Source organism: Pseudomonas sp. FBCC-B1565 (genome assembly GCF_059133265.1).
In genome coordinates this window covers 6,295,284-6,308,043 of sequence record NZ_CP101438.1, presented here as the reverse complement: position 1 = coordinate 6,308,043, position 12,760 = coordinate 6,295,284, and the positions used below count along the sequence as shown (strand labels likewise).

Annotated in this window: 14 protein-coding genes; 8 read left to right on the top strand and 6 right to left on the bottom strand. The window is 53.6% G+C overall.

Going from position 1 to position 12,760, the window contains the following annotated elements:
• Positions 1 to 25 precede the first annotated feature (25 nt).
• From NL123_RS29080 to NL123_RS29070, 3 genes are all read left to right on the top strand, one after another.
• Positions 26 to 1,618, top strand: a complete 1,593-nt coding sequence (locus NL123_RS29080) for an ArnT family glycosyltransferase (RefSeq protein WP_494356849.1) — start codon at positions 26 to 28, stop codon at positions 1,616 to 1,618.
• Positions 1,619 to 1,775: 157 nt separating this feature from the next.
• Positions 1,776 to 2,336: an HI_0983 family protein gene (locus NL123_RS29075; RefSeq protein ID WP_494356848.1), complete on the top strand. Its 561-nt coding sequence runs from the start codon at positions 1,776 to 1,778 to the stop codon at positions 2,334 to 2,336.
• Positions 2,337 to 2,964: 628 nt separating this feature from the next.
• On the top strand, positions 2,965 to 3,612 hold the full coding sequence (locus NL123_RS29070) for a DUF4145 domain-containing protein (protein WP_494356847.1): 648 nt from the start codon (positions 2,965 to 2,967) through the stop codon (positions 3,610 to 3,612).
• Between the two features lie 619 nt (positions 3,613 to 4,231).
• On the opposite strand, the gene NL123_RS29065 is transcribed toward NL123_RS29070, so the two are convergent.
• Positions 4,232 to 4,456, bottom strand: a complete 225-nt coding sequence (locus NL123_RS29065; RefSeq protein ID WP_494356846.1) for a hypothetical protein — start codon at positions 4,454 to 4,456, stop codon at positions 4,232 to 4,234.
• A 146-nt stretch (positions 4,457 to 4,602) separates the two neighbouring features.
• Positions 4,603 to 5,286: a hypothetical protein gene (locus NL123_RS29060; RefSeq protein WP_177074514.1), complete on the bottom strand. Its 684-nt coding sequence runs from the start codon at positions 5,284 to 5,286 to the stop codon at positions 4,603 to 4,605.
• A 156-nt stretch (positions 5,287 to 5,442) separates the two neighbouring features.
• Between NL123_RS29060 and NL123_RS29055 the strand changes: the two genes are divergently transcribed.
• Positions 5,443 to 6,174 carry a hypothetical protein gene (locus NL123_RS29055; protein ID WP_064054109.1) on the top strand — a complete coding sequence of 244 codons (732 nt, stop codon included), beginning with the start codon at positions 5,443 to 5,445 and terminating at the stop codon, positions 6,172 to 6,174.
• Between the two features lie 73 nt (positions 6,175 to 6,247).
• Here NL123_RS29055 and NL123_RS29050 read toward each other — a convergent pair whose 3' ends face one another.
• Both NL123_RS29050 and NL123_RS29045 read right to left on the bottom strand, forming a co-directional pair.
• Positions 6,248 to 6,766 (bottom strand): hypothetical protein, encoded by a 519-nt coding sequence (locus tag NL123_RS29050; RefSeq protein ID WP_494356845.1) that lies wholly within the window; start codon positions 6,764 to 6,766, stop codon positions 6,248 to 6,250.
• Between the two features lie 686 nt (positions 6,767 to 7,452).
• Positions 7,453 to 7,959, bottom strand: coding sequence for a DUF4224 domain-containing protein (locus NL123_RS29045; protein ID WP_494356844.1), 507 nt, complete (start codon positions 7,957 to 7,959; stop codon positions 7,453 to 7,455).
• 131 nt (positions 7,960 to 8,090) lie between these two features.
• Here NL123_RS29045 and NL123_RS29040 point away from each other — a divergent pair, with 131 nt between their 5' ends.
• The 4 genes from NL123_RS29040 to NL123_RS29025 all read left to right on the top strand — a co-directional run bounded on the left by NL123_RS29040 (position 8,091) and on the right by NL123_RS29025 (position 10,974).
• The gene (locus NL123_RS29040) at positions 8,091 to 8,285 is read left to right on the top strand and encodes a DUF4224 domain-containing protein (protein ID WP_494356843.1); all 195 of its coding nucleotides are present in this window, start codon (positions 8,091 to 8,093) and stop codon (positions 8,283 to 8,285) included.
• 134 nt (positions 8,286 to 8,419) lie between these two features.
• Complete coding sequence (locus NL123_RS29035) at positions 8,420 to 8,632, top strand: helix-turn-helix transcriptional regulator (RefSeq protein WP_494356842.1); 213 nt, start codon at positions 8,420 to 8,422, stop codon at positions 8,630 to 8,632.
• Between the two features lie 647 nt (positions 8,633 to 9,279).
• On the top strand, positions 9,280 to 9,870 hold the full coding sequence (locus tag NL123_RS29030) for a hypothetical protein (RefSeq protein WP_494356841.1): 591 nt from the start codon (positions 9,280 to 9,282) through the stop codon (positions 9,868 to 9,870).
• A 3-nt stretch (positions 9,871 to 9,873) separates the two neighbouring features.
• Positions 9,874 to 10,974, top strand: a complete 1,101-nt coding sequence (locus NL123_RS29025; RefSeq protein ID WP_494356840.1) for a helix-turn-helix domain-containing protein — start codon at positions 9,874 to 9,876, stop codon at positions 10,972 to 10,974.
• 50 nt (positions 10,975 to 11,024) lie between these two features.
• Here NL123_RS29025 and mobV read toward each other — a convergent pair whose 3' ends face one another.
• Together mobV and NL123_RS29015 are read right to left on the bottom strand one after the other, a co-directional pair.
• Positions 11,025 to 11,993, bottom strand: a complete 969-nt coding sequence (mobV, locus tag NL123_RS29020) for a MobV family relaxase (protein ID WP_494358353.1) — start codon at positions 11,991 to 11,993, stop codon at positions 11,025 to 11,027.
• Between the two features lie 513 nt (positions 11,994 to 12,506).
• Positions 12,507 to 12,758, bottom strand: a complete 252-nt coding sequence (locus NL123_RS29015) for a hypothetical protein (RefSeq protein WP_494356839.1) — start codon at positions 12,756 to 12,758, stop codon at positions 12,507 to 12,509.
• Positions 12,759 to 12,760 lie beyond the last annotated feature (2 nt).

The following is a 12,760-nucleotide window of genomic DNA, read 5'->3' as shown; positions in this document are numbered from 1 at the left end:
CGCCCCTTACCTGACAGGTCAACCGATGGACCACCGCAACCGTTTTCGCCTGGAATCCTCAGGGATTTTTCTCTTCGCTCTGTTGTTGTTCACCTTGGGCATCTGGGATCAGCAGCCCCAAGGGTTTGACGGGCGTTGGGCGCTGTTCCTGCAAGAGATGTTTCGCCATGGCGTGAGTTTTTTCCCTACCACCTATGGTCAGCCCTACGCGGATTACCCCGGCACCGCGACCTTCTTCAGCTATGTGTTTGCCCGGCTGTTCGGTGCACCCAACCATCTGGCGAATATCCTGCCGACCGCCCTGGCTTCTGCTGGCGTAGTTGCGGTGGTCTACCGCTTGTTGGTGCCTGCAAGCCGGCCTTGGGCGCTGCTCACGGTGCTGCTGACCTTGCTCACCACCCAACTGCTCGAAAAGTCCCGCTCGGTCTGCCTGGACCAGATGGTGGCGTTGCTCTGTGTAGGTAGTTTCTACCTGCTGCACAGCGGCGGACGCTGGAGGCGGATTGCGGTGTTCCCGCTGTTTGTCCTGGGTTTTGCGATACGCGGGCCATTGGGGTTGATCGAGGTCTGTGGTGTGGTGTGTGTGTATTGGGCGCTGGGCAAGCCTGGCGAGCGCGTGAAACAGGTGCTGATTCACGGTGTTGTCGGCCTGGTGCTGCTGGCAGTGTGTTGGTGGCTGCTGGTGAAGTTGGCGCGTATCAGCGGGGGCGATGCGTTTGCCGATGAAGTATTCAAGATGCAAGTCGGCGGACGCCTGGATGAAACCGGCGAGCCGTTCTACTTCTATTTCCAGCTGAGTCTGTACCGCTACTTCCCGGTGGTGCCGTTGGCGCTGGCCACGATGATTGCCCTGCGTCATCGCTGGCCCGAGCGGTTTGAGGGCGACATGCAATTGGTCGCGCGGCTGGGTGCCTGCGGCTTGATGATCTTGCTCGGGCTGTCGATACCGCACTTCAAGCGCGCTTATTACATCCTGCCCATGGTGCCGATGTTCGCGGCTGTCGCGGCCTATGGGCTGCTCCAGGCGCAAGGCTGGCTTGCGGGTGTGCGCCGCTGCTACGAAGGGCTTGTCGTCGCGCTACCGGCGTTGTGTGTGGTTGCGATCTTTGTGTGTCGGCATGGCTGGCAGAAGCATGGTTACTGGCCGGACGTTTCACTGCCGCTGCTGATTGGCGGGCTGGTGGTGCTGCAAGTGGCGGCGCTGATCGCCTGGCATCGGGTAGGGCGGTTGGTGTGGCTCAGCCTGATCGCGTTGATGGCGCAGTGGGTGTTGTTGGTCACTGTGGTAGAGCCGTCCAAGGATATGCAGTTCGATACCCGCAAGTTTGTCGGCCAAGTGGAGGCGCTGCGTGCCACGCAGCCGGGGCCGCTGGTGTTCATCAATCTCGGCCGGGACACCTGGGCGGTGCGCTACATGATGAACCTGGATCACGATGAGCAGCCCGTATTTATCCGCAGCAATGAGCTTGAGCGGCTGGGCAACTTGCCCCGCCCGGCCTGGGTGATCGTCGCGCGCAAGGAAACCGCGCTGTTGCAGGGAACGCCTGTGGAACACCTGGCGCCAAGCTTCGAAGGGCGGTTGAACGACAACCCGCTGATGGTGTTTTTGCTGGAGTGAATCAGCACGGACTTCCTGGTCTGGGGGGCGTGTGATGGGCGGAGCGAGCCAGGCCTTCTCCAAGTGAATGCGGTTCCCGATAAAGGAAGTATTCAGTGATGCGTTGGGCTACTGTTGCCTGCGCAAAATTCACTGACGCACATTTTCAAGGATTGAAATGAAAGCCACATTTCTCGTGTTATCCGCCTTCCTTCTGCTGCTCTGCGGCTGCACCACGCCGCTGACCTCTGACATGTCCAGCCCTTCAATTGCCGACACCAAAACGGTGGTGTTCGGCGGCAAGACGTTCGTCTTGAAATTCCAGAAGCCGGGTTTGTGGGAGTATTTCCCCGCAGAGGAAAGCATCGATGCCTGGAATGAAATGGTGGACTTTACCGTCGTCCCTCGCGAGATGAACCGCTTCAAGCCCCTCGACCTCGGCAAGCGCGCCATCCAGCTCCACCAGCAAGAAAATCCGAACATGCCGGCGATCCTGCTGACCGACAATAAAACCGGAATCGATTATTCGATGATGTTTTATCCCACGTCATTGCGTAAAGACGGGCAATTCTCGGAAATCAGTTATTTCAAGTATTACAGGGACGGCACCACCGGGCAGACCATCATCTTTCACTTTGCCAGGAATATCCCAAGGTCGAGCAATCCCTCGGAAAGCGCGATAGAGGCCGGCCGGGAAATAGTGCCGCTGATAGAGGCGTTCCCGCTGTATCGGCCCTGATGCCGTTGAGCGGGCAGTACGAATCGATTCCCAGGCGGTGATTGCCGGAAAAGCGTCTACAGGATTTTGGGTGGGATCGCACCCGCTGGTACGACGTAGGGGCGCAATTTTTAAGCCCTGAAACGAGAAAACCCCTGAGACCTTGCGGAATCAGGGGTTTCGGTATTTGGTGCCAGAGACGGAATCGAACAATTGGCTGCAGGTCACGTTTTTTAAGGATTTTTCTTTGGTCGATATATAAATCTACTCACATATCTACTCTCTTTTTAAAATGTGGCCCTATTTTGAACCCACACACGGCGGCCGAAAACGGTGTTGATTTCCTCTTTCGATGCCCGACGAGTGGTAAGCGCTCTTGAATCGCCTCATTGGTTGGCTCCTCACTTTTGCGGTGGCTGTGATGGCGCCGCCGCGTGGCACTTCCACCGCACTGAGGCGTTCTTGCCATTCCCCTGTGTCAGCACCACTCCGGATCAGGGTAGTGGTCATTCATGGGGTCGGTTTTCACAGCCTAGGCCTGCGATCCGAGAGCGGTTTTTTTTACCCTGTCTTGATCTCGCTTCCTCGAAGCTGCTGCCGATTTGATTCATTTGGCTTAAAGTTGTTCTTTTTCCGCAAGGATTGCACCTTGAAACACATCCTGCCCAAATTCAACGAAAGCATTTTCACCTGCCCGCATTGCCAGGCGAACTCCCACATGGAGTGGCTAGGATCGAAGAACCCTCCATTCAACGTCCTCATGGCAGCCACATGCGCATGCGGTGACTCGAGCTTTTGGTTGGGTACCGGGCGGCCAAACATAATCGGTCAGTATTCAGACGGTAAAATGATCTTCCCTGTGATCGTAACCGCACCTCCTGCTCATGAGGATATGCCCGAAAGCTGCAAAGCTGATTTTAATGAGGCGAGGGAGGTGTTCTCCGTATCACCTCGCTCCTCTGCTGCCTTGCTAAGGCTTTGTTTGGAAAAGCTCTGTAATCAATTGGTCGGCACGGAGGACAGGATCAATGACCAGATTAAGAAACTGGTAGTTGCTGGGCTTCCTGTAGGTGTTCAGCAGGCATTGGATAGCACCAGGATTGTTGGTAACAATGCGCTTCACATCCTTGAGCTCGATGTTGCCAATACACCGTCGCTTGTAGTGCCTCTCTTTGGGTTGATAAATTTTATTGTGGAAAATCGGATCAGCCAGCCGAAACAGATTGCTGCTTTTTATCAACAGATGCCGGAAAAAGCTGTTGAGGCTGTGGCGAGGCGAGATCAACCCAAACGCTGATCAAGGCTTCAAATAAGCCCGCTAAGATTTGCAGGCAGGTCGCTGAAAGCCCCGGCAAATGCTTGCGAGCCTCAAGCACCAGCACGCCACCGTTAGCGCTGGAAGCTGGGCATTGCTTGGGCTGCGGACAATTTGCCCGTGGTCAGTCGGCTAAAATCTGTCTAGAGCCTGTCTAGTATTGCCAGGCGCGCTAAGCATTTTTCTGGCCCGGTATTTCACCACTCCATCGCGCCAGGATATTGATCGAGCACCCACCTTGACGGCCACCTCCCGAATTTTAGACGGGGCTGGTGCTGGTCAGGCAGCCCGAATGCTCGCAAAGCCTTGAACTGCGTGGATTTCAGCGCGCTAACCGCTGACGGCGCCGGATAAATCCGTCAAGACCTGTCAAAAATTTCGTCAACGCTGGTCAAGGATTATGGCCGCGTTTGCCTGGGTCGACGCTGAGCCAGTTGTCCCGGAAGTGACTTCCGCTATTTGCCCCTGTTTCTGGACGAGGTAGCTACCAGGCCGCATGTCCGATCTGCCGCCAGCCTTTGCTGGCTTTGGCCCGCGGGCCGATTTGGATGAGCTGCGGCCTCTCCAGCCGTCCAGAGCCTGTCCAGAATCCTAGCCTGCGTCACGACTGCCCCAGGCTGCCGGCGACGGTCAGCTCAGCAATGCCTTGGCGAATGAACACCAGGTTTTCGTCGAGCGTTTCCAGCGCGCCGCGCACGTTGTCGGCAATGTCCGCCGATCCGCGCTGCTCGACCCAATTGGAAAGCTCCTCCACTGCGGCGCCCAGGGCGAGCTGGTTTTGAGTGAGGCGGTCGAACAGGCTGGCTATCAGTTTGATATCCGTCATTGTGGCTCTCCGTGTCTCGAGGAAGCCTAGCACTTTAAAAAACTCTGAGCTTCTCGGGTGTCCACTCGGCCATGATTGACCCTCGAGGTGATCAGGGCGGTTTTATGCCTGAGTGGAAAGCAAGAGTCTTGATAGATGGGCGGGGCTCACGTGGGTGCAAGGGCGGGCACCAGTCTCAACAGATCTAGTCGGCCCATCAGCCTTGGGTAATCTTCATACCATTGACAGTAGTTCTGGAAGTCTCCATCCATGGGAGCTGTCAAAACCTTCTGGTGATAAACCAGCCCGGTTAGCATCGGTATATGGTGAATCACTGGGGTATTCGGCTTGCCGGTGTAATAGATGGCGTCTTGAAAAGACAGTAACTCCGATGGATTCAAGCTTTTACGATGCTGCGACGCGAGCACCGTTGCATCGATGACACAGCCGTTCTCCAGCGTTATCCAGGCGTGAGCATCAATTGGCCGTCCCACGGGGCGGCCATCCATAAAGTCAAGTTGATACCCCATCGAGACATCGCTCAGCAGCTTATCTGGCGCCACGCCCGCATATAGACCATCAATCAGTGCAACGTCTCCAACTGTCACGGTGTGCCTGATGCCGAGATGGAACAAAACATAGGAAAGTTCACGCGCAACTCGGAAGCACTTGCCCGGCAGGACGTCGGTGTGAGGTAAAAACTCTGCGAAATCCTTGGCAATAGCTGCCACAACCGCGACCTGGTTTATCGTCATGCTCGTATCGAGCTCAAGCGGGTAGTTTGACATTCGACCGGTTAAATCATCGGTTCGCGCCATCGCCAATTTAAAAGACTCTGTGTAATTCTGCATCGAGCAATAATCCTACGCTGCCTGAAAAAATCTCGACCTGCGAACGCGTTAGGTAGCGCCTAGAGGCTGCTCAAAGCACGTTCTTGCTGATTGTGGGTTGCTGATAGGATCACTCGCTTGCACCCAAACTAGCTTTCGAGCCAAGGAAGAACACTAATGGATAGCACAGACTTCAACAGCCCGATCACTTACTCCGAGAGGCTCGTCGTTTTTTTTGACGTCATGGGCTGGAAAACACTTGTCACAGATGCAGGCAGCGATCCCGTAAAAGTCGGGAATCTCTCGCTGATACCTAGACTGCTGAAAAGCTCGACAGTCTTGCAGGCTGTAGGGGCTGGAGAGGCGCGGATCACTTCTTTCTCCGACTGCTGCGTGATCAGTATTCCATTTAAGCAGGAGGAGCTTTCTCAAGTGATTTATGGTCTATCCAACGTGTTTGTAGGGGCAGCCTTATCGGGATTTCTGCTACGAGCAGGTGTCACCGTCGGAGATATCCATCACGAAAACGATATTGTATTTGGCCCAGCGCTCAACGTCGCTCATAGCCTAGAGTCCAATGGGTTCTACCCTCGAGTTATCTTGGATAAAAGCATCCTGGGGCTGAAAGACGTCGAGCTCGTTGAGGGTATGGTGGGCGCTGACGCCCTCGGAGTGTACGTCGACCCTTACACGCTGGAGTTCATCAAGTCAGATTATCTAAGGAAGGAGTCGATTCCAGATGGTACGTTCATGGGGATTCCAACGAACAAGGCAGTCGAAATCTATACTAATTTGCTGTTGCGTCTCGAGGATTTGTTAAGGAAGGCAGAGGGTGAAAAACCTCAGAAACAGGTGAATTGGCTGTACGCTCGAGTAAGGCAGCAGCACAAAAAAATACTTGGCGGCTAGCAGCGTTTCTTCCACAATTTGCAGCAATAAGGTTTGTTGTTGGTGATGTCGGTTGTGGTCGCGACGGTTTTAATTATCCGTCAACGTGATGTGCGCAGCGGCCCAGCTCTTTCCCATCGTCTGCAATTGAGTAGCCGCATTCATAATTGAGTGTCTCGATATCGGCTTCCTGCTCACCGTTCACACCACCATAAATCGTATGTGATTGACGGCCGGCCAACGGATCCCCACATTTGGGGCACACTAAATCGCTTTTACGGATCAGTTCGGATAGGGCTGACAGCTTGTCCTGAATGCCTTGGAGTTCTCCCTTCTTCAGCTCGATCTCGCTGCGATGTACGTCCCTGTCTGCTTCGAGGCGGCTAATTTCATCTTGAGTGATCTTGATCCGATCATTGAGGATGGACACCAGTGAGTCGGGCGTCTGAGCTTTTAGCGCCGCAATCTGCTCGTCCTTATTGATCAGACGTTCTTTGAGCACCTGGATCGATGCCTCCTTTGCCTGTACCAGGACGCTATAAACTGTGAAAAGGGCGATGATGAAGGAGACGATTGAAGCGAGCTGGGTGTAAAAGATTACTTCGTTAGTCATGGCCATATTCCTTGGCGTCAGTGCCTGTGGCCGCAGCTTACCTTTGTGGAACACGTTTTGGCATGGGTCGGCTAATCATGGCCTCTTTTTCCCCCTCACGAGGTCGAGCACTCTCTGGAATTCTTCTTTCGATTTCGCATGAGGATCTGGCGCTCCTGCAGTGTTTGATTTACTGGAGGTGACCTGTGGCCTCTTCAGCGCCGCATGCGGCTTAGACGGCAATGCATTTTGAGATGGCGCGCGCTTATCAATCGAGTGAGCAGCAATGTATGCGTCTGCCCATGCGTCCAGCTCTAGTCGGTCAAACCCTACGCCCTGTTTGCCGATGGGGAACTCGCGGACGTGTGGCCTCACGGTTTCATTGAACACGGCTCGACACATGCCCAGATATTTCGGAGCCTCATGGGCTCGGAGGATTCGAGGTAGTAGTGACTGCATAACCATTGTCGCTCCTTGTTCATTCGACTGAGGGGGATCGCATTGGATGGCGTCAGTTACAGCGCTGCCAGCTTGGCAGACCGACCGATAAGCACTTGTCGCCGATTCCTTTATTACGACTGCGCTTGCGAAGGGCCAGGAGTAGAGCAGGAGGCATGAGGGGCCGGAAAAATATCCGACCCACCTCGGAAAAATATCCGATCAGGGTCGGAAAACTTTCCGGTCTGGATCGAAAGTAATCCGTAAGGTCATACCAGTTTGTGAATGATCTTGCCCGTGCCTTGAGTTGCCTGTTTCCGGCGAGCCGGTTTCTTACCTGGGCTCCTTGCAAGCTCGACAAACGGCGGCCAATGTCCCTCAAGGAAGGCCTCATAACGCTTCATGCTGTACATCACTCGACCATCCACCTTTCTCCAGATATCCCCCGGGATTGATCCATTAGAGCGCCTCCCTTCTAGGGCGCGTTGTGTGACACCTAAAAGCTCGGCCATAAGGCTTTCCGTGACCTTGTCCCAGTTGTCCGTTATCTCGACGAGGCTTGGCATAGGCGTGATCGGTAGTTCGGGGTCAGGTGTAGCCTGGTCAAGTTTGTTGAGTAGCGTTTGCCGAGCAACCTTGGGCATGCCATCGCCACCGAGGATGAACGGCATTCCATTTGCTCGCAGCCATCGGGCCTGGATAGACGGACGAGCATTCCCTGTCAGTTCGACAATGTCCTGAGCGTTAATGAACATCGACTCGGAGGGGATATCCATATTTTGATTCCTTAAGCGCCAGACGACCGCTGGTGGTTGCATATGGCGGGGTTGGCGGCAATGAAATTGACTATTTCTGCTACTTTCCCGCGAGCAAATCAACCAGCCGGAAACGACTTGGAGAACCCTGCATGTTCCTGACCCATGAGGAAGTAGCCGAACTCACAGGCTACGTTAAATCGAGCGCCCAAATTAAGTGGCTTAAGGCCGGGAGATATGGATTTGCCATTGATGGATACGGAAAACCAAAGGTACTGCGACAGGTAGTGATCGCCCGGCTCGGCGGTGCTGAGGAGAAGAGGCAACCGGAACTACGGTTTAAATAGGGATAACGCCACAGTCAGGCAAGCAATATTGAGCGCGCTGACTCGGCATCGCATGCAAGGACGGCGCATGTCGGCCAGCATGCGATGCGACAAAGTGGCATCTAGTTGAGGCCGATCAAAGCGAGGAAATACCCGTGGAGCAAAAACGCACCGCCCTAGTGGGCAACGCAGAAGTAATCAAGATGCTAGGCATGCAAAGCGTGTCCGGCCTCAATAAGCTGCGGGTTCGCGACAAGACCTTCCCTGTACCGATCAAAACCAGCGATGCGCGGGGTGCTCGATGCCGCTTCGATCCGGTCGAGGTCGAACAGTGGATCGCCAACAAGAAGGCTGCTCGCAACCAGTAATGAGATGTGAGCAGCAATTGCCCTGTGACTATGTGTGACGCTGCGTGACATTGGTGTTATTCGCCTTTGTCACCGGGGGAGCACCTATTTTGCGTGATACGCCCACCAATCGTGGATCGAGACCATAGGTACTGCCGTTCTGTCGCGCCCGGTCACGTTAGTCCAGAACGTTAGCAGTCGGTCGCCTTCGGAGTGTCGAGGTTCAGCTCCCTGCTTCCAGCCGATCAACGTGGTTCGGGCCACCCCGATTGACTCTGCAATCGCCTGCATCGGAAGGCCTGCGCGTGATATTTCGTTGATCACTTGAAACCAATCAATTGAGCGCGCCGGCGGCGCACGACGGCTCATCAATCACCCACAAACGCGCGCGCGCGCGAGGCAGACCGTTTGAGGTGCGATAAAAACGTCTTCAAACGCTCACCTTTCATAAAAATATCTACTGGCTACATTGGCCGCAGGGCCAGGGCTGACTGCCACTAAGATGCTTGCCGAGAGTTTACGTTTCCTCATCTGCCGAGGTGAGGGTAAACGCGCAGGAGATGTAGGCATTTGGTTGACAAAAAAAGAAATCTGCAATCTTTTCAGGTTGACAGATCCTGTTATCTGCCAGATTATTCTCGGAAACCAGACCCAGCAGGCTTTCCTCCATGGCTATAAAGAAACCCTCACATTTCAGCCCGGACTTATCTAATGAGCGTCTCGAGGTCATCGCTCGGGCTTTGCTGGACATTCGTCACACGACGATCCGGGAACTAAATTCAAAATATGATTCGAATTATAGCCGTGAAGGGACTGCGTTTGAGCGATCTCGCAACCTGTTGATAGATATGTGTCTAGAGAAAGGGCATGACTGGTTACGCTTGGCCAGTTCCGCGATGGATGTGACCTTTCGTATTGGTAGCATTCCGTGCAGGTTTTTCAGGGATGATCCCGAGTCGCCCAAGAAAAGAGGGTTCTTCAAACGAAATCTGGTCGATAACCTCTTCGCGACTGATGAGGGCGAGCCAGTCATGTGGCGATTCGTTGTAGAACGTGCGGAGACTGACGAGGATGAGGATCGTGTTCATCTGATAGGTTTTAACGCCTTTCAAGAGAAAGTATCGCAGTGGACTTTTGGTGATTCGATTCGTTCTCTTCACTCTGTGGATAAAGAAGTTCCTGTGGCTAAAAGCTTGCGGCCTGCTGCTGTCGGCTTGCTTGATGATGAAGCTGCTAGTGATGAAGCGGTTAGTGAGTAATTGATGAGCGCAATTTTTGATGGAGCCTCCCTTCGGCTAGCTAGAATATTCAATGCCATGGCTCTGGAAGAGGTTGCCGAGCAAGTAGGGAAAACTCGGCAATACCTACATAAGTTAGAAACAAATCAGAGTTCCCCCACTGATGCGTTGTCGCAAGACCTAGCTGATGCGTTGAACGTCGAAGTTGGCTTTTTTTCGTCCAGGCAGCACAGATTGCATGAAGATCAGTTTCATTTTAGAAAACTGATGAGCACCACGAAAACGATAAAGCAGGTTGCAATTGCTCGCGGTGAGGTAACAAACCTCTTTATCAAGGCGTTAGAAAAAGAGCTTCGACTACCTACGGTAAATATTCCCAGCATCCCAGAAATTCACAGCACCGACTGTATCGAAAAAGCTGCTGAAGCATGTAGACAACAATGGGATCTTGGGCTCGGGCCGATTGAAAATATGACGCGTCTGGCCGAAAATCTGGGTGCAATCGTGATGTCTTTCGATGGTATCTCTCAAGAGATTGATGCTTTATCGGTAGCGGTTGAGCGGCCTTTTATTGTGCGGAACACTGCCAAGGAAAGTAATAGCAGACAACGGTTTGATCTAGCTCATGAGTTGGGCCACCTAGTTATGCACGAAGGCGTTGTTACAGGTGATAGGTTAACCGAGAATCAAGCGAACAGATTCGCTAGCTCATTTCTTGTTCCTCGTAGCATGATGATAAAGCTGTTCCCTAGACCTACAGGTACGCGACTGGATTGGAAGGGAATAAGGGAGTTTAAACAAACTTGGAAGGTGAGTAAGGCCGCTATCTTGTATCGCGCTCGACAGCTTGAGTTGATCTCAGATGCACAGTATAGAACTGGCGTGATTACCCTGAAGAAGCATGAAGGAACACATGAGAAAGATGATTATCTAATCCCTTCAGAACCGCCTGAAATAATTGGCGCCTCCCTCAATCTTCTAGCTAAACGTAAAGGGATAAAGCTTTCTGATATTGCTACCATACTTCAGGTCAAGCCTGAGTTTTTAAAAGAGCTTCTCGGCACTGGATATGAAAATCACTATGCGGTTACTCCTATCGGGGGGCATCTCCGCTTGGTGAAATAGCCAGGGTGGTTCCCTTTTAATTTGAGCCTGGCCTTGAGCCGGGCTTTTTATTATCGAAATGCCGGGTCTGCGCTATCCAAGGTACTTAGGGAGCTGGCAGGTATGTTTCTACAGATCCGCTGTAGTTTTGCTTCTAGGATGTCAGCCCGCCCCCTCTCCCTGTCTGCTATCAGACCCGCTTGCTGCAACGCATAATCAACCTCTGCTAACTGATCAATCCGTTTTTCTAACGCAACCTCACGACCATCGAGTTCACGCTGAAGGAATTCGAGTTGTGTCTTTTGTCGCATGAGTGCAATCCGCCGATTCTGTAGGGCCGCCTCAGCGGCACTTTGGAGCTTGACCTGTGTTACCGAAGCCTTAGCCCGAGCCAGTAACGCCGTATAACCCTGCGTATGTATGCCCATAGCGGCCGCCGCTAGGTCTGATCTGGCAATACTTGGTTCGACTGCAACGAGGGATTGGTAATACCGGGAAACCTTCTGGTGAGGCGCCTTGGCCCCCTCAACGCCGCGAGACAGTCCGAGAGGCTTCCCACACCAATGATGGAAGTCGGTTTGCATCTTACGCAGCTTGGCGGGGCCTCCGAGGAAGTCGCGGGCCGACAAACGCCCGTCACGTGTCAGAGGTGTGACGTAAGCAACGAGGTGCGGGGTTCTCTCGTCCAGGTGCACCTCGGCGCACAGGATGTTTGCTGACCCATGACGCGCCTTGAGCCATGCCAAGGCTCGATCAAAGTAACCGCCGGTGTCAGGCATCGCCCCGCCATGCATGGCGAACGCCTCAGGGCTTGCTGTGATCAGGTATTCGATGCAGATCACTGCGTCCTTCCGTCGCTTTTGCGGAAGCCTGGCCAAGACTGCGCGACCCAGTTCGACGGAGCTTGTTGCACCAGCCATATGCATGCTGGGGGTGCCATCGGAGTTCGGCGTTGGCATCTCTCGGAATGTGTGCCGCCCCGATCCCAGTACCCCTGTGATCGCTTTGAGCTTTTTTGTTCTTAGTATTGCGTATGGCATACCGGCCCCCGTGCTGACGGTGTTCATCTTCAGCCTGCGGGTGGAGCAAAGATCAGCGCAAGTCACCCCAAGCCTTCAGCTTGTGTACTCACTACACAAAGCAAGCTTTGTTGTTCGCCACGTGCCGTGGAAGATCATTGGAGCAGGCGCACGCATCTGTGGCCGGCTATCAGGCTTCACGCTCTTATGATGCCAATGCGGAGCATCCTAGTCGGCGGCTCGGTGTTGGTAGCGACGGCCGTCATTCAGATGTTTGATATTTGGAGAGAACGATGATCAGCAACCGATGAGCAACCAAGGCTAGTTAGCGGTGGAGTGCGCGACCTTTGGGCTTCTGCGGTTGGAATTGCTACGGAAATTGAGGGATTAGCAACCAACGGTCGTTGAACGCTCGTTGACGCTTTGTTGCAACGAACTTGCATCACCGTTACATGAAACGTTACTGCGCCGTTACAGCTGGGAGCGGGAAGCAAAAGACCCGCATCAGCGGGTCTTCTGTTCTGTGTCACCAGGTTACTTTTTCAGTTCTGCGATCTTCTGGCGCTCTTCCAAAGCCTTTCGTTCCAGGTAAAGGGACAACAGCCCCTGACCGTTTGATTGACCAGCGTAGCTTCGCAAAAGCACCAGGTTGAACAATGGGGCGAGCACTAGCAGCACAACCAAAGCAATCTGCCACCCTCCACTCGGCATCCCTTCTTCGCTGATTAGGAATACCACCACCCCGATCAGGGCCAGATTCAAAACGATACCGAGCAGTCGCATCATGG

Coding starts and splice junctions, on each gene's coding strand:
- NL123_RS29080 (WP_494356849.1), top strand. CDS start 26: ATGGACCACCGCAACCGTTTTCGCCTGGAATCCTCAGGGATTTTTCTC.
- NL123_RS29075 (WP_494356848.1), top strand. CDS start 1,776: ATGAAAGCCACATTTCTCGTGTTATCCGCCTTCCTTCTGCTGCTCTGC.
- NL123_RS29065 (WP_494356846.1), bottom strand. CDS start 4,456: ATGACGGATATCAAACTGATAGCCAGCCTGTTCGACCGCCTCACTCAA.
- NL123_RS29060 (WP_177074514.1), bottom strand. CDS start 5,286: ATGCAGAATTACACAGAGTCTTTTAAATTGGCGATGGCGCGAACCGAT.
- NL123_RS29055 (WP_064054109.1), top strand. CDS start 5,443: ATGGATAGCACAGACTTCAACAGCCCGATCACTTACTCCGAGAGGCTC.
- NL123_RS29050 (WP_494356845.1), bottom strand. CDS start 6,766: ATGACTAACGAAGTAATCTTTTACACCCAGCTCGCTTCAATCGTCTCC.
- NL123_RS29045 (WP_494356844.1), bottom strand. CDS start 7,959: ATGGATATCCCCTCCGAGTCGATGTTCATTAACGCTCAGGACATTGTC.
- NL123_RS29040 (WP_494356843.1), top strand. CDS start 8,091: ATGTTCCTGACCCATGAGGAAGTAGCCGAACTCACAGGCTACGTTAAA.
- NL123_RS29030 (WP_494356841.1), top strand. CDS start 9,280: ATGGCTATAAAGAAACCCTCACATTTCAGCCCGGACTTATCTAATGAG.
- NL123_RS29025 (WP_494356840.1), top strand. CDS start 9,874: ATGAGCGCAATTTTTGATGGAGCCTCCCTTCGGCTAGCTAGAATATTC.
- mobV (WP_494358353.1), bottom strand. CDS start 11,993: ATGCCATACGCAATACTAAGAACAAAAAAGCTCAAAGCGATCACAGGG.
- NL123_RS29015 (WP_494356839.1), bottom strand. CDS start 12,758: ATGATGCGACTGCTCGGTATCGTTTTGAATCTGGCCCTGATCGGGGTG.